This window comes from Mesorhizobium australicum, assembly GCF_900177325.1.
Lineage (GTDB): Bacteria > Pseudomonadota > Alphaproteobacteria > Rhizobiales > Rhizobiaceae > Mesorhizobium_A > Mesorhizobium_A australicum_A.
Genome location: NZ_FXBL01000004.1, coordinates 789588 through 813589 on the forward strand (window position 1 = coordinate 789588; position 24002 = coordinate 813589).

26 protein-coding genes are annotated in these 24002 nt (G+C 66.1%); 19 read left to right on the forward strand and 7 right to left on the reverse strand.

Going from position 1 to position 24002, the window contains the following annotated elements:
* Positions 1–28: 28 nt before the first annotated feature.
* From B9Z03_RS06160 to B9Z03_RS06170, 3 genes are read left to right on the forward strand one after another with little or no spacing between them, the layout of a single operon-like run.
* Positions 29–397, forward strand: coding sequence for a hypothetical protein (locus B9Z03_RS06160; RefSeq protein ID WP_085463386.1), 369 nt, complete (start codon positions 29–31; stop codon positions 395–397).
* A complete protein-coding gene (locus B9Z03_RS06165) occupies positions 394–1026 on the forward strand; it encodes a DUF4760 domain-containing protein (RefSeq protein WP_085463387.1) in 633 nt (210 codons plus the stop codon). The genes B9Z03_RS06160 and B9Z03_RS06165 overlap by 4 nt, the downstream gene beginning before the upstream one ends.
* Positions 1023–1244: a hypothetical protein gene (locus B9Z03_RS06170; RefSeq protein WP_085463388.1), complete on the forward strand. Its 222-nt coding sequence runs from the start codon at positions 1023–1025 to the stop codon at positions 1242–1244. The genes B9Z03_RS06165 and B9Z03_RS06170 overlap by 4 nt, the downstream gene beginning before the upstream one ends.
* Before the next feature lie 4 nt (positions 1245–1248).
* Here the strand turns inward: B9Z03_RS06170 and B9Z03_RS06175 are convergent, their stop codons facing one another.
* The 3 genes from B9Z03_RS06175 to B9Z03_RS06185 all read right to left on the reverse strand — a co-directional run bounded on the left by B9Z03_RS06175 (position 1249) and on the right by B9Z03_RS06185 (position 4883).
* Positions 1249–2487, reverse strand: a complete 1239-nt coding sequence (locus B9Z03_RS06175; RefSeq protein WP_085463389.1) for an NAD(P)/FAD-dependent oxidoreductase — start codon at positions 2485–2487, stop codon at positions 1249–1251.
* Positions 2488–2666: 179 nt separating this feature from the next.
* Positions 2667–3878, reverse strand: a complete 1212-nt coding sequence (locus tag B9Z03_RS06180) for a trypsin-like serine peptidase (RefSeq protein WP_139832181.1) — start codon at positions 3876–3878, stop codon at positions 2667–2669.
* Positions 3879–4424: 546 nt separating this feature from the next.
* Entirely contained in the window at positions 4425–4883 is a 459-nt protein-coding gene (locus B9Z03_RS06185; RefSeq protein WP_139832182.1) for a hypothetical protein, read from the reverse strand.
* Positions 4884–5376: 493 nt separating this feature from the next.
* Between B9Z03_RS06185 and kdpF the strand changes: the two genes are divergently transcribed.
* The 8 genes from kdpF (at position 5377) to B9Z03_RS06220 (ending at position 14082) form a co-directional block, all read left to right on the forward strand.
* Positions 5377–5466: a K(+)-transporting ATPase subunit F gene (kdpF, locus tag B9Z03_RS30615; protein WP_085463392.1), complete on the forward strand. Its 90-nt coding sequence runs from the start codon at positions 5377–5379 to the stop codon at positions 5464–5466.
* Positions 5467–5503: 37 nt separating this feature from the next.
* On the forward strand, positions 5504–5671 hold the full coding sequence (locus B9Z03_RS29760) for a hypothetical protein (RefSeq protein ID WP_176247446.1): 168 nt from the start codon (positions 5504–5506) through the stop codon (positions 5669–5671).
* A 40-nt stretch (positions 5672–5711) separates the two neighbouring features.
* On the forward strand, positions 5712–7772 hold the full coding sequence (gene kdpB, locus B9Z03_RS06195) for a potassium-transporting ATPase subunit KdpB (protein WP_085463393.1): 2061 nt from the start codon (positions 5712–5714) through the stop codon (positions 7770–7772).
* A 111-nt stretch (positions 7773–7883) separates the two neighbouring features.
* Complete coding sequence (kdpA, locus tag B9Z03_RS06200; RefSeq protein ID WP_176247447.1) at positions 7884–9560, forward strand: potassium-transporting ATPase subunit KdpA; 1677 nt, start codon at positions 7884–7886, stop codon at positions 9558–9560.
* Between the two features lie 15 nt (positions 9561–9575).
* Positions 9576–10139 (forward strand): potassium-transporting ATPase subunit C, encoded by a 564-nt coding sequence (locus B9Z03_RS06205; RefSeq protein ID WP_085463394.1) that lies wholly within the window; start codon positions 9576–9578, stop codon positions 10137–10139.
* A gap of 42 nt (positions 10140–10181) precedes the next feature.
* Entirely contained in the window at positions 10182–12884 is a 2703-nt protein-coding gene (locus B9Z03_RS06210) for a sensor histidine kinase (RefSeq protein ID WP_085463395.1), read from the forward strand.
* On the forward strand, positions 12881–13600 hold the full coding sequence (locus B9Z03_RS06215; protein ID WP_085463396.1) for a response regulator transcription factor: 720 nt from the start codon (positions 12881–12883) through the stop codon (positions 13598–13600). The genes B9Z03_RS06210 and B9Z03_RS06215 overlap by 4 nt, the downstream gene beginning before the upstream one ends.
* A gap of 29 nt (positions 13601–13629) precedes the next feature.
* Entirely contained in the window at positions 13630–14082 is a 453-nt protein-coding gene (locus B9Z03_RS06220; RefSeq protein WP_085463397.1) for a PTS sugar transporter subunit IIA, read from the forward strand.
* Between the two features lie 55 nt (positions 14083–14137).
* Here the strand turns inward: B9Z03_RS06220 and B9Z03_RS06225 are convergent, their stop codons facing one another.
* Complete coding sequence (locus tag B9Z03_RS06225; RefSeq protein WP_085463398.1) at positions 14138–14494, reverse strand: lysozyme inhibitor LprI family protein; 357 nt, start codon at positions 14492–14494, stop codon at positions 14138–14140.
* Positions 14495–14683: 189 nt separating this feature from the next.
* On the opposite strand from B9Z03_RS06225, the gene B9Z03_RS06230 reads away from it, so the two are divergent.
* From B9Z03_RS06230 to B9Z03_RS06260, 7 genes are all read left to right on the forward strand, one after another.
* The gene (locus B9Z03_RS06230) at positions 14684–15892 is read left to right on the forward strand and encodes a 3-hydroxybenzoate 6-monooxygenase (RefSeq protein WP_085463399.1); all 1209 of its coding nucleotides are present in this window, start codon (positions 14684–14686) and stop codon (positions 15890–15892) included.
* Positions 15893–15908: 16 nt separating this feature from the next.
* Complete coding sequence (locus B9Z03_RS06235) at positions 15909–16607, forward strand: fumarylacetoacetate hydrolase family protein (protein WP_085463400.1); 699 nt, start codon at positions 15909–15911, stop codon at positions 16605–16607.
* Positions 16604–17254: a maleylacetoacetate isomerase gene (gene maiA, locus B9Z03_RS06240; protein ID WP_085463401.1), complete on the forward strand. Its 651-nt coding sequence runs from the start codon at positions 16604–16606 to the stop codon at positions 17252–17254. Before B9Z03_RS06235 ends, maiA begins: the two co-directional genes overlap by 4 nt.
* A gap of 16 nt (positions 17255–17270) precedes the next feature.
* Positions 17271–17771 carry a MarR family winged helix-turn-helix transcriptional regulator gene (locus B9Z03_RS06245; protein WP_085463402.1) on the forward strand — a complete coding sequence of 167 codons (501 nt, stop codon included), beginning with the start codon at positions 17271–17273 and terminating at the stop codon, positions 17769–17771.
* A 38-nt stretch (positions 17772–17809) separates the two neighbouring features.
* The gene (locus tag B9Z03_RS06250; protein ID WP_085463403.1) at positions 17810–18904 is read left to right on the forward strand and encodes a cupin domain-containing protein; all 1095 of its coding nucleotides are present in this window, start codon (positions 17810–17812) and stop codon (positions 18902–18904) included.
* 30 nt (positions 18905–18934) lie between these two features.
* Entirely contained in the window at positions 18935–19525 is a 591-nt protein-coding gene (locus B9Z03_RS06255; RefSeq protein ID WP_085463404.1) for a maleylpyruvate isomerase N-terminal domain-containing protein, read from the forward strand.
* Positions 19526–19658: 133 nt separating this feature from the next.
* Positions 19659–20384 (forward strand): class II aldolase/adducin family protein, encoded by a 726-nt coding sequence (locus B9Z03_RS06260; protein WP_085463405.1) that lies wholly within the window; start codon positions 19659–19661, stop codon positions 20382–20384.
* 23 nt (positions 20385–20407) lie between these two features.
* Here B9Z03_RS06260 and B9Z03_RS06265 read toward each other — a convergent pair whose 3' ends face one another.
* The 3 genes from B9Z03_RS06265 to B9Z03_RS06275 form a co-directional block, all read right to left on the reverse strand.
* Complete coding sequence (locus B9Z03_RS06265) at positions 20408–20896, reverse strand: flavin reductase family protein (RefSeq protein ID WP_085463406.1); 489 nt, start codon at positions 20894–20896, stop codon at positions 20408–20410.
* A gap of 9 nt (positions 20897–20905) precedes the next feature.
* Positions 20906–21679: an SDR family NAD(P)-dependent oxidoreductase gene (locus tag B9Z03_RS06270; RefSeq protein ID WP_085463407.1), complete on the reverse strand. Its 774-nt coding sequence runs from the start codon at positions 21677–21679 to the stop codon at positions 20906–20908.
* Between the two features lie 145 nt (positions 21680–21824).
* Positions 21825–22214, reverse strand: coding sequence for a MarR family winged helix-turn-helix transcriptional regulator (locus B9Z03_RS06275; protein WP_139832183.1), 390 nt, complete (start codon positions 22212–22214; stop codon positions 21825–21827).
* Positions 22215–22679: 465 nt separating this feature from the next.
* Between B9Z03_RS06275 and B9Z03_RS06280 the strand changes: the two genes are divergently transcribed.
* Positions 22680–23990, forward strand: coding sequence for an NtaA/DmoA family FMN-dependent monooxygenase (locus tag B9Z03_RS06280; protein ID WP_085463409.1), 1311 nt, complete (start codon positions 22680–22682; stop codon positions 23988–23990).
* Positions 23991–24002 lie beyond the last annotated feature (12 nt).

A 24002-nucleotide genomic window follows, 5' to 3' on the forward strand; every position in this document is an offset into this window, starting at 1 on the left:
TCGGGCAAGGCCCGAGACGAGGCATGACATGACAGGCATCAGGCATCTCGCACTGGCGGCCGTAGCCGCGACGGCCGCCTTCGTTCCGGCGGCTCGGGCGGACTGTGTGATCTGCGCCAACTCGATCGTCATGAACGAGGATCTCGCGGACTGCTTCCTGCAGAAATACGCCGATCCGGCGGCGATCAGCGGCGACATGGTGGCGGTCGACCTCAGCCGCTGCGAGAAGAGCCGCAGTGTCGTGCTGGCGCTGCCTGAGCCGAAGGCCGCCTTCGAGGAGCCGGACACCAAGTTTCTCCTGTCGCGGGGTCAGGTCGAGTGCCTGAAGGACAAGCTGCAATCCGACGAGATCGACCTCGATCCGTCGGCACGCATCGACCTGGGCGCTTGCCGATGAAGAAGCCGGCGAAGCTGCCGGATACCGGCACCGGCATACCGATGCCGAACACGCAGGAGCCCAAGGACGAGCCGAATCCCTTCAAGGCGACAGACTGGCGGCTGTTCCTGTTTGCCTGGAGCGGCTTTACGCTCCGGGTGCTCTTATGCGTCGGCGCCGTCTTCTCGGCGGCGCAGTTCCTGCAATCGCGCCAGGACAAGCGGGTCGAGCGCACGCTGGCGTTGGTCGAGCTGTGGGAAAAGCCGGAATACCAGGAGGCGCAGAGCGCCGTGAAACGCCGGCTGGGCGAGCTGAACCGGCAGGCGGCAGGCCTCGTGACGTCGCAGACCTCGCCGGAGCAGATGGACATCATCATGGCGAGCATCGGCGCGAAGGCGATGACCGATGAGGGCGGAACCATGCCGCTTGCCGAATTCCAGGACCGGTTCGACAGGGTCGTCTACTTCCTGAGCCGGCTCGCCTCCTGCGTGAACACCAAGCTCTGTGACCGCGCGGTAGCGGACGAGTTCTTCCTCGACTATGCGCGGTCGTTCTGGCGCTTCTTCTCGACCTATATCGAGCGCGAGCGCAAGGCCGGCACGGCCAATCTGGCCGTCGGGATCGAGACCTACCTCAAGGCGCCGCGGTGAGGCTGCTCGACACCGACCACCCGTTCTTCCGGCCGCTGTGGATTCGCATCGCGACCTTCGGCTTCACCGCAGGCTGGGCGCTCTTTGAACTGTGGAGCGGCGCGTTCCTGTGGGCCTGCGTGGTAGGCGCGCTGGCGCTGATGTCGTTTCACGGCTTTTTCATCGACTTCAATCCAGACCGGCACCAGCTCAGCCGGAAGGACGACGAAGCCTCCTGAAAGCTCACCCGCGCGATGCGCCGGCTTTCATCAGCGCGGCGAGGTCGAAACCGGACGCCTGCACGGCTTCCAGGGTCAGCGGTGTCGGCTGGCTGAGCAGCCGGCGCGCCGCCATGTGGTCGCCCGGCACATTGACCGTTTCCACGCCGATCAGCTCGCCGAGACGGAAGCACTGGACGGAAAGCTTGCCGTCGTCGACACCGCCGCGAATCTCGTGATGGTCGGCGCCCGCCGTCAGTCCGGCGATCTGGAGCTTGTGCGGTCCCTGGTCGCTCCAGAACCAGGGCAGCTTGTCGTAGCGCTCGGGATGGCCGACCAGCCGCCGCGACAGACATTTCGCCTGGTCGATGGCGTTCTGGACGGATTCGAGGCGGATCTGCAGGCCCTCCTGGCCGAAGGGGAAGGAGGCGCAGTCGCCGATCGCCGAGATGGCGGGGTCCTCCGTGGCGAGGAGATCGTCGACACGCACGCCGTCATGCACGTAAAGGCCGGCGGCTTCCGCGATTTCAGCATTCGGAATGACACCGGCCGAGATGAGGACGAGGTCCGCCGGGATTCGCTCCCCCTCGGCGGTTTCGACACCGCCCGCCTTGCCTGCCCCGTCGTCAAGGATGGCGCGGGCGAGCGAGTTGAGCCGCACGTCGACGCCGCTCGCCGTGTGGACGGCGTAGAAGTATTCGGAGACCGGCGGCGAGACGACGCGCGACATCAGCCGCGCGGTGGCTTCGAGAACGGTGACATGCAGCCCGGCCGCCCGCGCAGTCGCCGCGACTTCGAGGCCGATGAAGCCGCCGCCGACCACGACCAGGCGTGAGGCCCCGGCGAGCCGCTCGCGCAGGTTCTCGGCATCGGCCAGCGTGCGCAGGCCGACCACATTGTCGAGGTCGATCCCCGGCAGCGGCAGGCGGCGGTTGCGCGTGCCGGTGGCGAGGACGAGATGGCCGTAGGCGATGGTGCGGCCGTTCGAGAGCGTGACGGTCCGATCGGCGCGATCGATTCCGGTGACAGTACGGCCGTCCTCGAGGCCGATCCTGTTCTTCTCGAAGAAGTCGGCATTACGGAAGAGCAGCCGGTCCGGATTCGGGTCCTTGATGTATCCCTTGGAGAGTGGCGGCCGCTGGTAGGGCAGGCCCGGCTCCTCGCCGATGATGAGGATTTCGCTCTCGAACCCGTCCTGGCGCAGGCTCGCAGCGGTCTGGAAGCCGGCCTGGCCGCTGCCGGCGATGAGAATTCTGTCGGTCATGGTTCAGTCCGAGAAAGCGGGACCGGGCGTCCCTGGCAGACGCGAGATGAACCATAATCGGAAGAGAAAGCCAATCTCTCGTTGCGACCGGCGTTTGTGCCCGCCTGCCGCTTTTCACTCCCGAAAAAACAAACGACCCCCGGACGAACCGGGGGTCGCGCAATGAAGATGCGGTCAGATCAGCAGTAAGCTGCGCTGGCCGTGCAGGTCGCCTGCATCATGCCGCCGATGTTGCCGGCGCCATAGGCTCCGTAGGATGCATTCGGCCATTCGGCGTTCTGGCCGAACCAGGACGCGCCCTGGACGTTGATGCCGACCGAGGTGTAGCCCCAGCTCGTCACGCCGACGACGATATTCCGGTTGGCCGCATTGCCGAGCGAGGCGCTGCCGGTCACGACCGGAGCCGTACCGAAGTTGACGAGCCACGGGCCACCCGAGGAACCGCCTGTCATGGCGGAGCCGAGCTGGGTGTTCTTCAGCAGCTTGCCATTCGAGCCGGTCAAAGTGATGTACTTGCCGTAGGAGTCGCCGCGCAGCATCTGGTAGCCGTTGTCGATCGCGACCGGATAGCCGATCTGAGTGATCTGGGCGACCGTTGCATTGCCGAAGATCGGCGTAGAGAGATAGCTGTAACCGTTCCAGCCGTAGCCGTACCAGCCGCCCATGCCAGTGCCTGCATAGACACTGTTCTTCGGCGCAAGCGTGACGGTCGCCAGATCGTTGTTGCAGACCACGCCGGTGGCGCCGGACTGGCAGGTGTCGGTGCCGTTGAAGTAGACGGTCGGAATACGCCAGGTCACGCCGCTATAGTAGCCCCACGGGCCGCCCGCGGAATTGTAGTTCGCCGGATACCAGCGCACTTCGTTCGCGAAGCCGGCCGTGCCCTGGCCGTAATTGTGCACGCAGTGCGCGGCGGTGATCAGCACGCCCTTCTTCACGAGAGACGCGGTGCAGACGTACCAGCTCGAGCCGAAGCGCATCCAGAGCTTGCCGGAATAGCGATAGGGGCGGCTCCCGACGGGAACGAGTGCGCCGTTGGTCGTGTTCATAGGAACGCCGGTCACAGCCACGCGGGCGATGGTGTAGGGCCACTTGTAGCTGCTGTTCAGGCCGTAGGCGTTGCTGCCGACGCCGTTGTCTCCGGTCGCACCGGCCTGCTCGCCGACGGTTGGCGTGCCGCCCGTGCTGGCATAGGGAACGACGCTCGGCGTGGTGGTCGGCAGACGGCTGAGACCGGGGCCGACGGGTCCCGAGGCCGAGGCAGATCCCGATGGCCCGGCTGCTACGGTTTTGGCTCCGTTGGCGAGCTGGGCACTGCCCATCTCCACAAGCGCCAGCGTGATGCCAAGTGTGATTGATGTGAGCCTGGCTGCTTTCAGCAAGCTAGACATGATGTTCCTCCAAAAAGGGGTTCGACTTATTCCGGCGCGGAGATTACTCCGGCCATTGGGTTACGCAAGGGAAATTTATGGTAAGAAATGGGCGAAAACTGTGTTTTTTCTCACGTAAGAAAAAATAAATAGTCGTCCGACTGTGACATGTTTCACAAAGCAGTTGTATGAAAACTATCCTGTTTCGGTTTAGTTTAAGAGTTGTTTCAAGTTTCGAAGGAGATTGGCAGAGATGCTAGTACGTTCCCTAACGTAAGATAAGCATAGATCAAATCGAACCGTGTCCAGAGCGTTCTCTTTCGCGATTGCGGTGATTCGATTCTGAATCATGTATTGGTGGAAATCCGCACCCTGGGTTTCGCTGAGGCCTGAGATACTTGAGGCAAGTGGCCGGTCAACACGACCGAGGTTCGAGGCGGAGACATTATTTGCACGAGAACTGATCGCTGCCCGTAAAAGTTGAACAAGCGCGATTGTCCTCCCCATGTGAGGGAAGGCCGATCTTATCTGCGATGACGCTGCGATCAGGGGCACGACAGGTGCTTTTCAGGACGTGTCGTGTAGCTCGACTGGAACGGCGGCGGATATGGCGAGCCTTTCGATGAGCGCGCCCAGGCCACGGGTCGCGCCGCCCTCATTGCCGGCCTCGTCAGACGCCAGTCCCCGATGCAGGAACGACAGGCGGCACAGATGCGCCGCCACCGCCCGCATGTAGAGCCCGAATGCCCTGAGCGAATCGGCAACATCCTCCGCATCGAAGGGATGGCTGCCGAAGCCGGCCTGCATCGGGACGGGCGTCCAGGGTCTGCGGGCGAAGCTCCGGAGCGTGCCTTCGACATAGGCGCTCAGCAGCGTATTCGCCTGCCAGGCGGCCCACAGCACGCACCAGCGGACCCAGAACGAGCGGCTAGCAGCCTGTTCGGCCATGTCGGCGATCGAGAACAGGCGCATGACGATCCTCGCCATCTCCGCCTGTTCCCTCCCTGCCTTCGCCCTCCAGCCCATCTCCGGCTCCCGTTTGACCGGATGTAGTTTTGGGCATGCTGGCAGGGGTGGGGATGGAAAAAGTTTCGGCTGTGAGAATCTCCAAGCTGGACAAGGGGTTACGGGAGAGCAGGCGAAAATCGATCCACCGGAAGGCTCGTTTTTGCTTCGTTCGGCGCAGAGGAACGACGGGACCGCCGAAGGCGGCGAGGGCGATCAGTGCGGTATGTGCGAACGACCCGGCTGTTGCGACGCCCCCCGAGATGCGGGATTCATATGAGAATCCTATTTCTTTGACCTGCGGGCGCTCTCGAACGTTTATGGGGTTCGGGGGCATATCCTCGCCAGCTTCAGCGCCTCGCGGCCAGGTTGGTCCGGTGAAGCCGGTCGCCGAGCGGACGCAGGTCTCTCGGCAGGCACCTTGCGACGGCAGCTGAGTAACAAAAGGCCTTATGCCGCCGGCTATCGACGATGGCTCGCGCGCAAAGGGCCAAAATGAGCCGGTAGGTGTCCGATGATACTGGAATATGTCCTGAGCGGAGCCGTCACGATATTTGTCGCGGCATATCTCGCCTATGCCTTGCTCAGGCCGGAGCGGTTCTGACCGCGGTCCCGGCGTCTTTCCCGAGACAGTGCAGAGCATGGCCAGCCGCTTCCGCCGCTCGACCGGCGAGATCAATCCCCGGCCTCCCGTCCGCGAGGACAAAAAGGGTGTTCGCGCATCGGACATCATCTTCGGGATCACGCTGGCGATGCTGATCTCGGCGCTGCTGGTCCGGGCCGTGGCGAGCCTGTTCACGCCGGCTTGACCGCGGGCGCGTTTCCAAGAATTCACAACTGGAGTCTCCCATGAGCCAGTCGAAGTCCGCCAGCGTCATGGATGCCGGCATCCTCATTCCCGCGATCGGCGGGGCATTTCGCAAGCTCGATCCCCGAACGCTTGCCAGGAACCCGGTCATGTTCGTCGTGGCCGTGGTCTCGCTGCTGACGACCGTGCTTTTCCTCAAGGATCTGGCGGCCGGGGCCGAAGGCCTCGGCTTCTCGTTCCAGATCATCCTCTGGCTGTGGTTCACGGTCCTGTTCGCCAATTTCGCAGAAGCCGTGGCGGAAGGCCGGGGCAAGGCCCAGGCGGATTCGCTCAAGCGATCGCGCACCGAGACCCAGGCCAAGCTGCTCACCAATGGCGGCCGGCAGGAGTTCACGACGGTGCCCGGCACCAGCCTCAAGGTCGGCGACCTGGTGCTGGTCGAGGCGGGCGACATCATCCCGTCCGACGGTGAGGTGGTCGAGGGTATCGCCTCGGTGAACGAGGCGGCGATCACCGGCGAATCCGCGCCCGTCATCCGCGAATCCGGCGGCGACCGCTCGGCCGTAACAGGCGGCACGCAGGTCCTCTCCGACTGGATCAAGGTCAGGATCACGGCGGCCGCCGGCTCGACCTTCATCGACCGGATGATCGCGCTGGTGGAGGGCGCCGAGCGCCAGAAGACGCCGAACGAGATCGCCCTCAACATCCTGCTCGCCGCGATGACGCTGATCTTCGTGATGGCGGTGGCGACCATTCCCGCCTTTGCCTCCTACGCCGGCGGCGCCATTCCGATCGTCGTGCTGGTTGCCCTGTTCGTGACGCTGATACCGACCACGATCGGTGCGCTGCTGTCGGCCATCGGCATCGCCGGGATGGACCGGCTGGTGCGCTTCAACGTGCTCGCCATGTCCGGCCGCGCCGTCGAGGCGGCGGGCGACGTCGACACGCTGCTGCTCGACAAGACCGGCACGATCACCCTCGGCAACCGCCAGGCGACCGAATTCAAGCCGGTGAAGGGCGTGACCGAGCAGGAACTGGCGGATGCGGCGCAGCTGGCGTCGCTGGCGGACGAGACGCCCGAGGGACGCTCGATCGTCGTTCTCGCCAAGGACAAATACGGCATCCGCGCCCGCGACATGCAGAGCCTGCATGCGACCTTCGTGCCGTTCACGGCGCAGAGCCGCATGAGCGGCATCGACTTCGAAGGCTCGACCATCCGCAAGGGCGCCGTCGACGCCGTGCTGAAGTATATCGGGGAGACCGTGGCCGGGCGCCCGGAGGGCGGGGCCGTTCGCGATATCCAGGCCATCGCCGACGAGATCGCCAAGGCGGGCGGCACGCCGCTCGCCGTCGTGCGCGACAGCCGGCTGCTCGGCGTCGTCCATCTCAAGGACATCGTCAAGGGCGGCATCCGCGAGCGTTTCGCCGAGCTGCGCCGCATGGGCATCCGCACCATCATGATCACCGGCGACAATCCGATGACCGCAGCTGCGATCGCTGCCGAGGCCGGCGTCGACGACTTCCTCGCCCAGGCGACGCCCGAGAACAAGCTGACGCTGATCAGGGAGGAGCAGGCCAAGGGCAAGCTCGTCGCGATGTGCGGCGACGGCACCAACGACGCGCCGGCGCTGGCGCAGGCCGATGTGGGCGTGGCGATGAACACCGGCACGGTCGCGGCCCGCGAAGCCGGCAACATGGTGGACCTCGACAGCGACCCGACAAAGCTGATCGAGATCGTCGAGATCGGCAAGCAGCTGCTCATGACGCGCGGCTCGCTGACGACGTTCTCGATCGCCAACGACGTCGCGAAATACTTCGCCATCATCCCGGCGATGTTCATGACGCTCTACCCGCAGCTCGGCGCGCTCAACATCATGGGGCTCGCTACACCGCAGAGCGCCATCCTGTCGGCGATCATCTTCAACGCGCTGATCATCATCGCGCTGATCCCGCTCGCCCTGAGGGGCGTTGCCTACAAGGCGATCGGCGCGGGCCCGCTGCTGCGGCGCAACCTGCTGATCTACGGCCTCGGCGGACTTATCGTGCCGTTCGCCGGCATCAAGCTCATCGACATCGTCGTCACAGCCCTCAACCTCGCCTGACCGGGGAGCGCTTCCATGACCATTCTCTACCTCGTTCTCGGCCTGATCATCTTCGCCCTGCTGTTCGCAATGGCCTCGGCGCTCGATCGCGCCTGATGCGGAGTCATTCCAATGCTGCAAGCCATACTTTTCGTCGTTCTCATCCTCGGCGTCACCGCGCTGATCTCCTGGCCACTCGGGCGCTACATGCGCTGGGCGATGGATCCCTCGGAGTCCGCGGGTGAGGCCAGGCGTTTCACCTCGCTCTTCCAGTCGATCGGCGGCGCGCTCACGCGGGACGGCCAGGACTGGAAGCGCTACGCCCTGTCCCTGCTGACGTTCAATGTGGTGATGTTCGTCGTCACCTTCTCGATCCTTGCGCTGCAGCAGTACCTGCCGCTGAATCCGGACGCCAAGGAAGCGCTCGACCCCAGCCTGATCTTCAACACGGCGGCATCGTTCACGACCAACACCAACCTGCAGCACTATTCCGGCGAGGTCTCGCTGAGTTATCTCGCCCAGCTCGCGGCGCTGATGTGGCTGCAGTTCGTGTCGGCAGCCGTCGGCATCGCCGTGCTCGCGGCGCTTGCCCGCGGGCTGGCCGGCCGCAAGCTCGGCAACTTCTTCGTGGACGTGCAGCGGGCGACGTTCCTCGTCCTGCTTCCGGTCGCCTTCGTGGTCGCCCTGCTGCTGGTCGCCACCGGCGTGCCGATGACCTTCAACGGCTCGGTCGTCGCGACTACGCTCGAGGGCGTGCAGCAGACGATCGCCCGCGGTCCGGTGGCGGCCTTCGTGTCGATCAAGCAGCTTGGAACCAATGGCGGCGGCTTCTTCGGCCCGAACAGCACACATCCGCTCGAGAACCCGACCTTCTGGTCGAACGTGATCGAGACCGTCGCGATCATCCTCATCCCGATGGCCTGCGTCTGGATGTTCGGCCGCATCATCGGCCGCATGAGGCATGCCGGCGTCCTGTTCGCCGTGATGCTTCTGCTGATGGGCGCGCGCATCGTCGGTGCGGTGGCCTTCGAGACGGCGCCCACCCAGGCCTTCGCCTCGCTGCCGATCACGCAGGACGTTGGAAACCTCGAAGGCAAGGAACTGCGCTTCGGAGCCTCCGCTGGCCCGCTCTGGGCGGTGCTGACGACCTCCACCAGCAACGGCTCGGTCAACGCGATGCACGACAGCCTGAATCCGCTCACGGGCCTGATGCCGATGATCGGCATGTGGCTGAACGAGGACTTCGGCGGCGTCGGCGTCGGCATGGTGAACATGTTTCTCTACATCATCGTCGGCGTCTTCATCGCCGGCATGATGATCGGGCGCACGCCGGAATATCTCGGCTGGCGGGTCGAGGCGCGCGAGGTGAAGTTTGCCATGCTGGGCCTTCTGGCGCACGGCTTCTTCATCCTCGTCGGCACGGCGATCTTCGCCGCGACGCCATGGGGTGCGGCGACGCTGAACAATATCGGGCCGCACGGCTTCAGCGAGATCCTTTACGAGTTCTCGTCGGCGACGGCGAACAACGGCTCCGGTTTCGAGGGTCTCGGCGACGCCACGCCGGCATGGAACATCGCCACCGGCGCCGTCATGCTGCTTGCCCGGTTCATCCCGATCATCCTGCCCCTGGCGATCGTCGGGTCGCTCTCCGCCAAGCGGCGCGCGACCGAATCGAGCGGCACGCTCTCGGTGGAGGACGGCACCTTCGCCGGCATGCTGACGGCCACCGTGGTGATCGTCGGCGCGCTGACCTTCTTTCCCGCGGCGACGCTCGGCCCCATCGCCGAACACGTCATCTCCATGAACTGACAGGAGACAGCGATTATGGACTCCCTCCTCGCAAGCATCCGCATCGGCGTGGCGACCATGGCGATCTGCGCCGGCGTCTACACGGCCGCGGTCTGGGGCGTGGCGCAGGCGCTCACCCCGGCCACCGCCGAAGGCTCGCTCGTCGCCAAGCCGGACGGCACGGTGATCGGCAGCAGCCAGATCGCCCAGGCATTTACGCAGCCGGGCTATTTCTGGCCGCGCCCGTCGGCGGTTTCGTACAACGCGGCCGGCGCCGGCGGCTCGAACAAGTCGCCGACCGGCCCCGACCTTGCCGCGCGCGCGGCCGAGACGGTGGCCGCCTATGGCGCGACGCCCGCCAATCCGCTGCCGGCCGAGCTCGCAGCTGCGTCGGGCGCCGGGCTCGACCCGCACATCACCGAACGGGGCGCGCTCTATCAGGTGCCGCGCGTCGCGCAGGCGCGCGGCGTCCCGGCGGCGCAGATCGAGGCCATGATCCGCGACCGTGCCTTTGCGCCGGGCGGTTTCGTCACGCCCGACCGCATCGTCAACGTGCTGGAGCTCAACCTGGCCCTCGATGGCATGTCAGGGAAGCAATAGCCGCAATTCCGCAATCGCCCGAGAGCGGATAGAAAGCAGGACATGAGCCGCGACGACCTGCGAGACGACGACAAACGGCCTTCCCCGGACGCGCTTCTGGAGAAGGCGGAGCAGGAGATGCGCGGCCGCCTGAAGATCTTCTTCGGCGCAGCGCCCGGCGTCGGCAAGACCTACGAGATGCTGATGTCCGGCCGGGCGCGCAAGTCCGACGGCGTGGACGTGGTGATCGGGGTCGTGGAGACGCACGGGCGCAAGGAGACGCTGGCCCTGGTCGAAGGGTTCGAGGTGATCCCGCGCGCCGGGATCTCCTACAAGGGGCAGCGGCTCGAGGAGATGGACCTCGACGCGATCCTGGAGCGGCGGCCGCAACTCGTGCTCGTCGACGAGCTGGCGCACACCAATGCGCCGGGCAGCCGCCATCCGAAGCGCTATCTCGACGTGCTGGAACTGCTCGACCGGGGCATCGACGTCTACACAACCCTCAACGTGCAGCATGTCGAGAGCCTGAACGACGTCATCGCGCAGATCACCCGGATCAAGGTGCGCGAAACGGTGCCGGATTCGGTGATCGACAGAGCCGACGACGTCGAGATCATCGACCTCACGCCGGACGACCTGATCAAGCGGCTGCACGAGGGCAAGGTCTACCTGCCCAAGACCGCCAAGCGGGCGATCGAGAACTATTTCTCGCCGGGCAACCTCACCGCGCTGCGCGAACTCGCGCTGCGGCGTACCGCACAGCGGGTCGACGAGCAGCTGCTGTCCCACATGCAGGCTCACGCCATCCACGGTCCGTGGGCGGCCGGGGAGCGGGTGCTCGTCTGTGTGGACGAGAGCGCGCGTGGCGCCGCACTCGTGCGCTATGCCCGGCGGCAGGCCGACCGGCTGCGCGCGCCCTGGGCGGCACTCTACATCGAATCGCCGCACGCGGCCGCCCTGTCGGAGGCCGACAAGGACCGCGTCGCGGCAAATCTGAGGCTGGCCGAACAGCTTGGCGGCGACGCGATCACGCTGCCCGGCCAGGACATCGCCGGCGAGATCCTGCGCTACGCGGCGGCCAACAATTACAGCCATGTGATCATCGGCAGGTCCGACAAGCCGCGCTGGCGCGAGGTCTTCGAAGGTTCGGTGTCGCATGACCTCATCCGCCATGCGGGCGACATCAGCGTGCACGTCATCTCGGGCAAGGAGCGCGAGGCGCTGCCGGCGCGCGGGGTGGCGCCGGTCGACGCTCGGCGGCCGCCGAGCTTGCGGCCCTATGTCTTCAGCCTGGCCTATGTCGGGATCGCGGCGGCCTTCGGCATGCTGCTCTCCAGAACGCTGGACGTGCGCAACATCGCGCTCGTCTTCCTGATGGCGGTGTTGACCTCGGCGGCGACGGCGGGCCTGTGGCCAGCGCTGTTCGCCTCTGTCGTGGGCGCGCTCGCCTTCAATTTCCTCTTCCTCGACCCGCGCTACACGTTCACGATCAGCGACCCCGAAAGCGTCATCGCCTTCGGCTTCTTCCTGGGTGCGGCGGTGATCGCCAGCAACCTGACCGCGCGCGTGCACCGGCAGGCAGCGGCGGCGCGGCTGCGGGCACGGACGACGGAGGACCTTTACCTCTTTTCGAAGAAGCTCGCCGGCACCGGCACGCTGGACGACGTGCTGTGGGCCACGGCGCATCAGATCGCGGCCATGCTGAAGGTTCGCGTCGTCATCCTGCTTCCCGAGGGCGACACGATCGCGGTCAAGGCGGGCTATCCGCCCGACGACACGCTGGTCGACGCGGACATCGCGGCCGCCCGCTGGGCGTGGGAGCACAACCGCCCGGCCGGGCGCGGGGCGGACACGCTGCCGGGCGCCAGGCGTCTCTATCTTCCGCTCAGGACAGGGCGCACCGCCGTCGGCGTGATCGGCCTCGACAACGACCGGCAGGGGCCGCTGCTGACGCCCGAGCAGCAGCGCCTGTTCGATGCGCTGGCCGACCAGGCGGCAGTGGCGATCGAGCGCATCCAGCTCGTCGCCGACGTCGACAAGGCGAGGCTCGCCGCGGAAGCCGACAAGCTGCGCTCGGCGCTGCTCACATCGATCTCGCATGACCTGAAGACGCCGCTGGCGGCGATCATGGGAGCGGCCGGCACGATGAGGGACTATTCGGCGATCTCGGAAACCGACCGCGCAGATCTGCTGGCGACGATCGTGGACGAGTCCGAGCGGCTGAACCGCTTCATCGCCAACCTGCTGGACATGACGCGCCTGGAGAGCGGGGCGACGGAGCCGAATACATCGCTCCATTATGTCGGCGACATCGTCGGCAGCGCGCTGCGCCGGGCGGAGAAGATCATGGCCGGGCACAGGACGGAAATCGACATCCCGCGCGATCTGCCGATGCTGCGGATCGACCCGGTTCTGTTCGAGCAAGTGCTGTTCAACCTGCTGGACAATGCAGCGAAATACGCGCCTTCCGGGTCCACGGTGCTCATCCGGGCGCGGACGGACGACGGATCGGTCGTCCTCGACGTGCTCGATGAAGGGCCGGGTATCCCGCCACAGGACCTGGAGCGTGTCTTCGATACCTTCTACCGTGTGCGCAAGACGGACCACGTGCGCGCCGGCACCGGGCTCGGCCTGCCCATCTGCCGCGGCTTCGTCGAGGCGATGGGCGGCACGATCTCGGCCGCCAACAGGCGCGACAGGTCGGGCGCGGTGTTCACCATCAGGCTGCCGCTGCCGGCGACGGCCGGCCCGGAGGAGACCAAATGAGCATTTCGGCCGTGACGATCCTGGTCGTCGACGACGAACCGCCGATCCGCAAGCTCCTGCGCGTCGGCCTGACAAGCGAAGGCTATGCGGTCGTCGAGGCATCGAACGCGCGAACGGCGATCGAGAGCGTCGCACACGAGCGGCCGGATCTGATCCTGCTCGATCTCGGCCTGCCGGACATGTCGGGTCACGACCTCCTGGCGAGATGGCGCGGCGAGGGGATCGAGCTGCCGGTCGTCATCCTGTCCAGTCGAACCGACGAGAACGGCATCGTGCGGGCGCTGGAGCAGGGCGCGGACGACTACGTCACCAAGCCGTTCGGCATGAAGGAACTGGCGGCGCGCATCCGCGTCGCGCTGCGCCACCGGCTCCAGCAGCAGGGAGAGCGGCCGGTGTTCCACACCGGCGAGCTCTCGGTCGACCTGGTCAAGCGCATCGTCAAGGTGGCGGGCAAGGACGTGAAACTGTCGCCGAAGGAATACGACATCCTGCGCATCCTCGTGCAGCATGCGGGCAAGGTGATCACCCACCAGCATCTCCTGCACCAGGTGTGGGGGGGCTCCGCCGACGTGCAGTACCTGCGCGTCTATGTGCGCCAGCTTCGGCAGAAGATCGAGCGCAGCCCGGACGATCCGTACTACATCACGACCGAGACCGGCGTCGGCTACAGGCTGCGGGAAGCCGACCCCGAGCAGCCGGTGGGACCGGCCGGCTGACGCCCAGGCAAGCCGAGAGAGAGCGACCCATGATGATCTCGCAATGCATCAGGCCGGCCCATGCCGTGCTTGATCTGGACGCCGGCTCGAAGACGGACCTGCTCAAGGCGCTGGCGGAAAAGGCAGGGCAACACCTCAACGTCGCAAGCGACGACATATTCGCCGCGCTGGCGTCGCGCGAAAGGGTCGGCTCGACGGGTATCGGCGAGGGCGTTGCCATACCGCATGCGCCCGTCGCCGGCGTGACGCAGCCCTTTGGGATGGTGGCACGGCTCGCCGAGCCGATCGACTTCGACGCCATCGACGAGATGCCGGTCGACATCGTCTGCCTCGTGCTGACCCCGCCCGAGAAGGTAGCGACCTGCCTGAACCTCCTGTCGCGGATCGCAAGGCAGTTCAGGGCGCCGGGCGTGCTGGACAGGGCGCGCGCGGCGAGACGTCCCGAAGAGCTCTACGCAGCGCTCACCCGGGACGACCATTGAGCGGTGTCCGCGCGTCTGAGGATGCGCAGGCACCGTGGAATCGCGCTTCGCGAACTCAGTTCGCGGGGACCGGGCAGGCCATGTCGCCTTCCTGGCAGCTCAGATAGCCGTTGAAATTGCCGATGCGGACCTTGGTCAGGTCGCTGAGGCAAGCCTCAAGCACTTCGCGATAAACGCTGCCGCCTTCCACGCCGGAGGCCGAGAAGGCGCATTCGGCGTCGCGGAAGGCAACCCAGGCGCGCTGGGCCTTGATCAGCTGCTGCTTCGTCGCGTGGTCGTTGATCAGGCGGGATTCGATCTTCTGGTAGAGCCTGTTCAGCTCCGCATCCGCGGCGGCGTAGGTGTCCTGGGCGGCAGCCGGCCACGCGGCGGCCAGGAGGAGGATGGATGCAAGAGCCGTGCGCCGAAGCATGGAAGAACTCCCTTTATATCTGATTCGCCGGTCTACCTTAGCCCGGATCGGCGGCGGAACGAGAGCGTCCGCGCGTGTTTCGGCGAGAGATGAACCAGTATGCGCACTCGGACGGGCAAGGCCGCGACAGGCCCTTGATTTAATCATAGATATGCGCATAATACTGACTAATTGGCATGGGAGGATCGAATGCTGCCGATCATTGTCGCGGGTGGAGGCATCGGCGGGATAGCCGTCGCGCTTGGGCTCGCCCGCAAGGGAATCCGCACGCTGGTGCTCGAACAGGCAGCCGAACTCGGCGAGATCGGCGCCGGAATCCAGATCGCGCCCAACGCTTTCCACTGCTTCGATAGACTGGGCATCGGCGACCAGGCGCGCTCGGAAGCGGTGTTCGTCGATCGCCTGCGTCTGATGGACGGCCTCACGGGCGAGGAGATCGTGCACATCCCGCTCGGCGACGACTTCCGCAGGCGCTTCCGTAATCCCTATGCCGTCGTCCACCGGGCGGACCTGCACGCGGCTCTGCTCGCCGCGGCGCGGACGAGCGGACTGGTCGAGATCAGGACCAGCCACAGGGTCGAACGCTACGAGCAGGACGGCTCGTCGGTGACGGTGTCCTGCATCGGCCATGAGCCCATCCGCGGCTCGGCGCTGATCGGCGCAGATGGCCTGCGCTCCCCGGTCCGCGCCCAGATGCTCGCCGACGGCGAGCCGATCGTCTCCGGCCACACGACCTACCGCTCGGTGATTCCGGTCGAGCAGATGCCCGAGGATCTGCGCTGGAATGCCGCGACGCTGTGGGCGGGGCCGAAGTGCCACATCGTCCACTATCCGCTGAAGGGCTGGAAGGTGTTCAACCTGGTCGTCACCTACCACAACGACGTGAAGGAGGCGGTGGCCGGAAAGCCAGTCTCGGTGGAGGAGGTGAAGCGCGGCTTCGAGCACATCCATCCGCGTGCGCAGAAGATCATCGAGCATGGTTCGAACTGGAAGCTGTGGGTGCTGTGCGACCGCGATCCGGTCGACCGCTGGGTCGACGGCCGCGTGGCGCTGCTGGGCGATGCGGCGCACCCGATGCTGCAGTATTTCGCGCAGGGCGCCTGCATGGCGATGGAGGACGGCGTGACGCTGTCCGAACTGGCGGCCGCCCATCCCGGCGACATCGAGAAGGCCTTCGCCGCCTATCAGGCGCTGCGCGTGCCGCACACGGCGCGCGTCCAGCTTGGCTCGCGGGCGATCGGCCAGTACATCTACCATCCGGCGGGCGCGACCGCCCTGGCGCGCAACCACGTGCTGCGCTCCTGGACGCCGGATGAATATTACGACCGCCTGGAATGGCTGTACGGCGGCTCGATCCTGCCGCCGGCCGGGCCATCGGCGGCCGGCCAGACGCATTGAACAGGAGGAACATCAGGTGAGTTTCGTCTTAGAGCCCCAACCGACGCCGAGCGTCGCAGTCCATGGCGAGGAAGCGCGCTTCCCGGTCCGGCGCATCTTCTGCGTCGGCCGCAACTACGAGGCGCATGCGCGCGAGATGGGCAAGGACCCCACCCGCGAGGCGCCGTTCTTCTTCACCAAGCCGGCCGATGCGGTCGTCGATGACGGCGCCGTCGTGCCCTATCCGCCGCTGACCAAAAACCTGCATCACGAGGCCGAGCTGGTTCTCGCGATCGGACGCTCCGGCTTCGAAGTGTCGGAGGAAGATGCCTGGGATCTGATCTGGGGCTATGCGATCGGCAACGACCTGACCCGCCGCGACCTGCAGTTCGAGGCGCGCGACAAGGGCAGGCCGTGGGACTGGGGCAAGTCTTTCGACAACTCGGCCGTCTGCGGACCGATCCGCAAGGCTGGCGAAATCGGACATCTCGAGAAGGGCGCGATCCGGCTGTCGGTCAACGGAACGGTGCGACAGGACGCGGACGTGGCGGATCTTATCTGGTCGGTGCCGGAGATCGTCTCGATCCTGTCCCGCGCGGTGCGGCTGCTTCCGGGCGATCTCGTCTATACCGGGACGCCGGCCGGCGTCGGTGCCTTGGTGCCGGGCGACGTCTGCGTGATCGAGATCGACGGGCTCGGCAAGCTGACGACGACGATCGGTGAGCCGGCAAAATGACCGGTCTCGTCCTGCACAACTACTTCCGGTCCTCGACGTCGACGCGGCTGCGCGCCGCGCTCAACCTCAAGGGGCTGACATACGACTATGTCGCCCACCATTTGAGGAAAGGCGAGCATCGCAGCGCGGACTATCTCGCCCTCAACCCGCAGGGGCTGGTGCCGGCGCTGGTGCTGGAAGACGGAACGGTGCTGACCCAGTCGCTCGCGATTATCGAATATCTCGACGAGACGGTTCCCGAGCCGCCCCTGCTGCCCGCGACGGCCGTCGACCGGGCGCGGGTCAGGTCGCTCGCCTATGCGATCGCCTGCGAGATCCATCCGGTCAACAACCTGCGGGTGCTCGGCTATCTGAAGTCGGCCTTCGGAGCCGACGACGAGGCAAGCGCGGTCTGGTTCAGGCATTGGGTCGACGAGACCTTCGTTCCGCTGGAGAAGATGCTGGCCGGCGATCCGAGGACCCGACGCTTCTGCCATGGCGACACGCCCGGGCTGGCTGATGTGTGCCTCTACGCACAGGTGCTGAACAACCGGCGCTTCAAGGTCGACATGACGCCCTATCCGACGATCGGCCGCATCTTCGACGCATGCGCGGCGTTGCCGCAATTCGCGCAGGCCGCGCCCGAGAACCAGCCCGACGCGGAGTGAGGATGGACGAGGCGTGATGGCGAAGCAGGCGGGTGAACCCAACAACGACGATGTCGCGGCCAGCGAGGATAGCTTCCTCGCCATGCCCGGCCACCTGCTGCGGCGCTGCCACCAGATCGGCGTGGCGGTCTTCCTCGACGAATGCCGCGCGTTCGACCTCACACCTCTGCAATTCAGCGTGCTGTCGGCACTGGACGGGTTCGGTGCGATGGACCAGGCGCGGCTGGGCGGCGTCACGGCGCTGGATCGCACGACGATCATCGTCGTGCTGACGAAGCTGGAAGAGCGGGGTCTCGTGACGCGCGTGCCGTCGAAGAAGGACAAACGCGCCAAGATCGTCGCCATCACCGAAGCGGGACGACGCACCCTGGCGGATGTGCTGCCGAGCGCGCTCGAGGCGCAGAAGCGCATGCTCGGGCCCCTGAACGGTCGCGAGCAGGCACAATTGCTTACGCTGCTGCGGAAGATGGCCGAGGGCAACAACAGCCTGAGCCGCGCGCCGCACAAGCTGCCCTAGCCGGTGCGCCATCAACAAAGAACGCGAAGGAGGAGAAGATGAACGACGCGGGCCATAGCAATGTGATGAGGCCGGAGGACACTCCGGAACTGCGCCAGCTCTATGCCGACTTCGAGGCCGAGCACCTGAAGCCGCTCTGGACGCAGATCGACGACCTGATGCCGGTGGTGCCCAATCCCAAGGCCGTCCCGCATATCTGGAAGTGGTCGAAGCTGTTCCCGTTGGCGGAGCGTTCCGGCGATCTTGTGCCGGTCGGGCGGGGCGGCGAGCGGAGGGCGATCGGCCTCGCCAATCCGGGGCTGGGCGGAAAGGCCTACATCAGCCCGACGCTGTGGGCGGCGATCCAGTATCTCGGCCCGCGCGAGACCGCGCCCGAACATCGCCACGCGCAGAACGCTTTCCGCTTCGTGGTCGAAGGCGAAGGCGTGTGGACGGTGGTGAACGGCGATCCGGTGCGGATGAGCCGCGGCGATCTGCTGCTGACGCCGGGCTGGCATTTCCACGGCCATCACAATGACACCGACAAGCCGATGGCGTGGATCGACGGGCTCGACATCCCGTTCTCCTATCAGAACGACGTTGGCTTCTTCGAGTTCGGCTCCGACCGTGTCACCGACTACGCCACGCCGCGTTTCTCGCGTGGCGAGCGGTTGTGGGCGCATCCGGGGCTGAGGCCGCTGTCGGAGCTGAAGGACACGGTGAGTTCGCCGCTCGGCGCCTATCGGTGGGAGTTCACCGACCGGGCCCTGACGGAACAGCTCCTGCTCGAGGACGAAGGCCAGCCGGCGACGGTCGAGCAAGGCCATGCGGCGGTGCGCTACGTCAACCCGACCACCGGCGGGGACGTGATGCCGACGATCCGCGCGGAGTTTCATCGCCTGCGGGCGGGAGCCTCCACCCCGCCGCGCCGCGAGGTCGGATCGTCGGTGTTCCAGGTCTTCGAGGGCAAGGGATCCGTGCTGCTCAACCGGACCGAGACCAAGCTCGACAAGGGCGATCTTTTCGTAGTCCCGTCCTGGGTCGCGTGGTCGCTTCAGGCCGAGACGCAGTTCGACCTGTTCCGCTTTTCCGACGCGCCGGTGATGGAGCGGCTCGGCTTCGCGCGGACGCAGGTCGAGGAGGCGGCGCGCTAGCCAAACGGCATCAGGAACGGGAGGTCCGGCATGACCGATCACGGCGAGGAGGAAGCGCGCGCCCGGCTGCGCGAGAGGCAGGGGAGCGGCGCGCGGTACGATTCGCCCGCGGCGCCGGCGCGCGACCTGCTATGGGCGCGGCGGGGCACGGCCTATTTTGCCCGCAAGCTGAACGAACTGCCGGACAGCGCGCTCGACGCGCCGTCCCGCGTCCCCGGCTGGAGCCGGCGTCACGTCGTCGCCCATGTCGGCTACCATGCACGCAGCCTGGCGCGTTTGGCCGAGGCGGCGCGCAACGGGATGGCGGAGGAGGTATTGGCGGAGCCCGAGAACCAGATCGAGGACGTCGAGTTCGGCGCGACGCTCCCGGCGCACGCGTTGCGCTATCTGTTCCAGCATTCCGAAGTGCATCTCAACGTCGAGTGGCGCGACCTGAACGAGACGGGCTGGAAGGCGAGCGTGCGGGCGCTGAACGGCGAACTGGTGCCGGTCGCAAGGACCCCCTGGCTGCGCGCGCGGGAGATCTGGCTGCGCGCGCTCGACCTCGACAACAAGGGCTCGCCTGCCGACTTCCCGCCGGATTTCGCCGACGCGCTGCGCACCGACGGTCTCGCCATCTGAACGGCAGCCGGCTCGATCCCCGAAGAGCGCACAGGCGCAACAACGGAGGCGTTGCCCGGCAAAGGCCAGACTTGTCCAGCGCTGTCACGGGGCGCATCTGTCCGCGCGACGAACCTACGGAGAGGAGTGCGACATGTCGGTGAAGAAGTCGGTGGACGGGGTTCTGCGCGATCTGGTGATGGCGAACCGGATTCTCGCGCGCGAGGGCATCATCGACGACTTCGGCCATGTCAGCGTGCGCCATCCGGAGGATCCGGGCCGCTACTTCCTGTCGCGCTCGCGCAGCCCCGAGATCGTGACCATGGACGACATCGTCGAGTTCACCCTCGACGGCGAGCCGGTGCGGCCGGAAAAGCGCAACCTCTACAAGGAACGCGCGCTCCACGGCACGATCTACATGGCGCGGCCGGATGTGCAGGCGGTGGCGCACCACCATGCGCGTTCGATCCTTCCCTTCACCATCACCGACCTGCGCCTTAGGCCCGTGTTCCACATGGCCTCGGTCATCGGCGCGGAAGTGCCCAAGTGGGACAGCCAGGCCGAGTTCGGCGATACGAACATGCTGGTGGACGATCTTCCGAAGGGACACTCCCTGGCCCGTGCGCTGGGCTCCGGCACGACGGCGATCCTGAGGGGGCACGGCTCGGTCTGCGCCGCGCACAGCCTGGCGGCCGTCTGCTTCACGTCGATCTATCTTGCCGAGAACGCCAAGGTTCTGCTGGAAACCTTGCCGCATGGCGAGCCGACTTATCTGACACCCGGCGAGGTCGAGCAGACGGCGCAGATGCTGCTGAGCGACCTGCCGATGGAACGCGCCTGGGCTTACTACACCGCGCGGGCGGGCTTCGCCGGGCTCTGACTGTCCCTCCGGTGAGGCAATGATTAGAGCGTGATGCCGCGATAGCGCCCGCCGAGCGTTGCGAGGGGTGTACGTTCGCTGGTTGCATGGTCCTCGATCCGGCCGATGATGAGTTCCGTGCCCTCGTGGATGAAGATTGCGGACACCCGGCAGTCAAGCGCAAGCACCGCCTTGGCGAAGACGGGCGCGCCGGTTGTCATCGTGATCCATTCACCTTCGGCGAAACGATCGGCCCCCGACAGGCCGCGACGGCCGCCAAAGATCTCCGCCGTCTCCTCCGCGCCTTCCGGAAGGTAGCTGATCGCGAATGCACCCGACGATTTGATCGTCTGCAGTGCGCTGGTCGACTGGCCGACGCAGACGAGCATCGATGGCGGAGCCGCGGCCACGTGCGTGGCGGAGAGTGCGAGCAAACCGGCAGGGCCATCCGATCCTCGCGCCGCCACGACCGGCACGCTCACCGGGCGCGCACCCATCAGCCGCCAGAAGGTTTTTACATCCGGTTCCGCCATTCCGTTTTCCTATCTGAGATCGTGCGCGGCGATCGACTTGCCGCCGTCGACGGAGATGACCTGCCCGTTGACCCAGCTTGCGGCATCCGAAGCCAGGAAGGCGATGACGGTGGCGACTTCCTCCGGCCTGCCCATCCGGCCGAGCGGCGTGCGCCGTATCGTCGCCTCGGCCCAGTCGCTCGGCTTGCCGGGCTCGGCGAGCGCAGCCTCGGTCAGGATGGGTCCGGGAGCGACGGCGTTGGTGCGGATGCCGTCGCGCCCGAGCTCCACCGCGAGCTGGCGCGTCAAGCCCGTGAGCCCGGCCTTCAGCGACGCGTATGCCGAAAAACCCACCGATCCCTGGATCGCAGCACCCGAGGCGACGTTCACGATCGTGGCGTCGCCGGCCGCCTCGACCGAGCGCTTCAGGGCTGGCAGGGCGCACTGCACGCAGGCGATCGCACCCTTCAGCCCGACGGCGAGCGTCTTGTCGACATTGTCCTCGCTCAGCTCGCTGAAGGATTCAAAACGCAGATAGACGGCGTTGTTGACCAGAGCCCGCAGAGGAGCGCCGGCGAGGAAAAGATCGAAGGCCTTCCCCAAGCCCGGCCGGTCGGTGACATCCGCGACGAGCGGCGCAACGGACAGACCTTCCGCCTCGAGCCCGGCTGCCGCCTGCCGAACTGCCGTCTCGTCGATGTCGAGGAGCCCGACCCTGAGGCCGGCCTGCGCCATCGAGCGGGCGGTTTCGAGGCCGATGCCGCGCGCGGCGCCGGTGACGATGGCATGCTGGAGATGAGACATGGATTCCGACCAGGCTTACGGTAAATGCTGGCCAAGGAACTAGGGTGGTTGCTGCACTCTCGGCAATCGCGAGCAAGCGCCGGCGCGCTGTCACGCAAGAAACCCTGCGTTCGTCGCAAACCGCCTCCGGCGATGAGCCAAGGCCTCAGCTGCGCAACGAGTGCGGCAGGTCTTCCCTGATCAGCTTCGCGACGGTTGCGAGGAATTGTTCCCGCTCCTCCTGGGCGAGCGGGGCCAGGATGCGCGCCTGCGCAAGGGCCACCTTGTGCTCCAGCCCCGGCAGCAGCTCTTCGCCGGCCGGCTCAAGGAACAACGCTCGCGCCCGGCGGTCGTGCGCCTGGATGCGCCGGACGATCAGCCCCTTCTTCTCCAGCCGGTCGATGACGCCGCCGATCGTCGCGCGATCGTAGCCGATGACATAGGCCAGCGATCCCTGGTCGATGCCTGGATAGGCGTGGACCGCCGTCAGCGCGGCATACTGGACTGGGGTAAGGTCGGTTCCTGCGCGCTCAAGCTCTTCTGTCACCAGCGACATTGAGGTCTTGTGAAGGCACCAGAACAGATAATTGGGGCTTGAATGCAACAATAGTGGTCCCTTGTCTCCCCCGACCGGGAGAGCCCGTTCCTTTCGGTCCGGCGTTTCGTCCGCCTGTGGCGACAAGCTTGCGGATTCGGCGGAACGATGAACGCCCTTCGCTCCATTGCTTGCCGTCATTCGAAACGCCGCTCCTTGATCTCGATCAATACCCGACCCGTCCGTCGTCGCGCTCCCGGGCCTCGTTACGCCGGTGTGCCACCACCTTCAACCCTGACACGGCCGAAACGAGCGGCCATGGGTTGCATCGATCGCTACCATAACATGCATTCGTTTTGCGCAGGGCATGCAAATGCGTCGTGCCGTTTTTGAGTCCGCGCATGCATTCTTCAGCACCGACGCAACGCCGATTGCCCGTTCGCGGAACAGACGAAAGGCTGTCTGCGCAACGTTCACGGTGATCGCATGGCAAAACCCTTCCACCTTGCTTGGTTCATGAGCTTCTCGGCCGGAGACTGGGAAGGCGCGTTTTCCTCGGGTGGCCAGCCGTGGGACGGGCGCTATTACATCGACCTCGCCCGCCAGATGGAGCTGGCTTGCCTCGACTTCATTATGATCGAGGACACTCTCCACGTTTCCGACGTCTATGGCGGCAGCGCCGGTGCGACGCTGGGCAATGGCATGTACGCGCCGAAGCACGACCCGGCGCCGCTGGCCGCCCTGATGGGCGCTGCGACGTCGAAGATCGGCGTCGTGGCGACGATGTCGACGCTCGGCTATCCGCCTTTTCTTCTCGCACGGCTGGCCTCGACCATCGACCATATTGCGGGTGGTCGGTTCGGCTGGAACATCGTCACCAGCAGCGAGGACCGGGCCGCGCAGAACTTCGGCCTGGATGCGCTGACGCCGCACGAGCAGCGCTACGAGATGGCGGAGGAGTATGTCGACCTCGTCTGCAAGCTGTTCGATTCCTGGGAACCGGGAGCCGTCGTCATGGATCGCGACAGGCGTGTCTATGCCGATGCGTCCAAGGTTCACACGGTCGACTTCGAGGGCAAGTTCTACAAGTGCCGCGGACCGCTCAATACCGTGCGTTCGCCGCAGGGGCGGCCGGTCTTCCTGCAGGCGGGCGCCTCGCCGCGTGGCATTCGCTTCGCCGCAAAGCACGCGGATGCGATCATCGGGATCGCCCGCGGCGTCGCCGGAATGAAGCGCTATCGCGACACCGTCAGGCAGGCCGCCGAGGAGGAGGGACGCGATCCCGACCACGTCAAGATCATGTTCCTGATCCACCCGACGATTGGCGAGACGGACGAGGAAGCCCTGGCCCGGCGGGCGCGGCTCTTGGCCGATCCGGCGTCGGTGCAGCGATCGCTGGCCTCCATGTCGACCTTCACGAATATCGACTTCGCCCAGTTCGACCTCGATCAGCCGCTTCCCGACGTCACGACGAACGGCACGCAAGGGTCGCTTGACCGCTTCGCGCAGAAGGGGTCGGGAAAGACCCTGCGGCAGCTGGCGCTCGCCGAATATGACGAGGCCGCCGATCCGGCCCTCGATTTCGTCGGGTCGCCGGACACGGTGGCCGACAAGATGGCCGCGGTGATGGAGGAGGTCGGAGGCGACGGCTTCCTCATCAGCCCACCGATGCAGCGAACCTCGCGGCGCGTGTTTGCCGAAATATCGGATGGGCTTGTGCCTGCGCTCCAGCGGCGAGGCCTCGCCCGCACCTCATACACGCGGCAGACGCTTCGCGAGACGTTGCGGGAATTTTGATGGAACGGACAA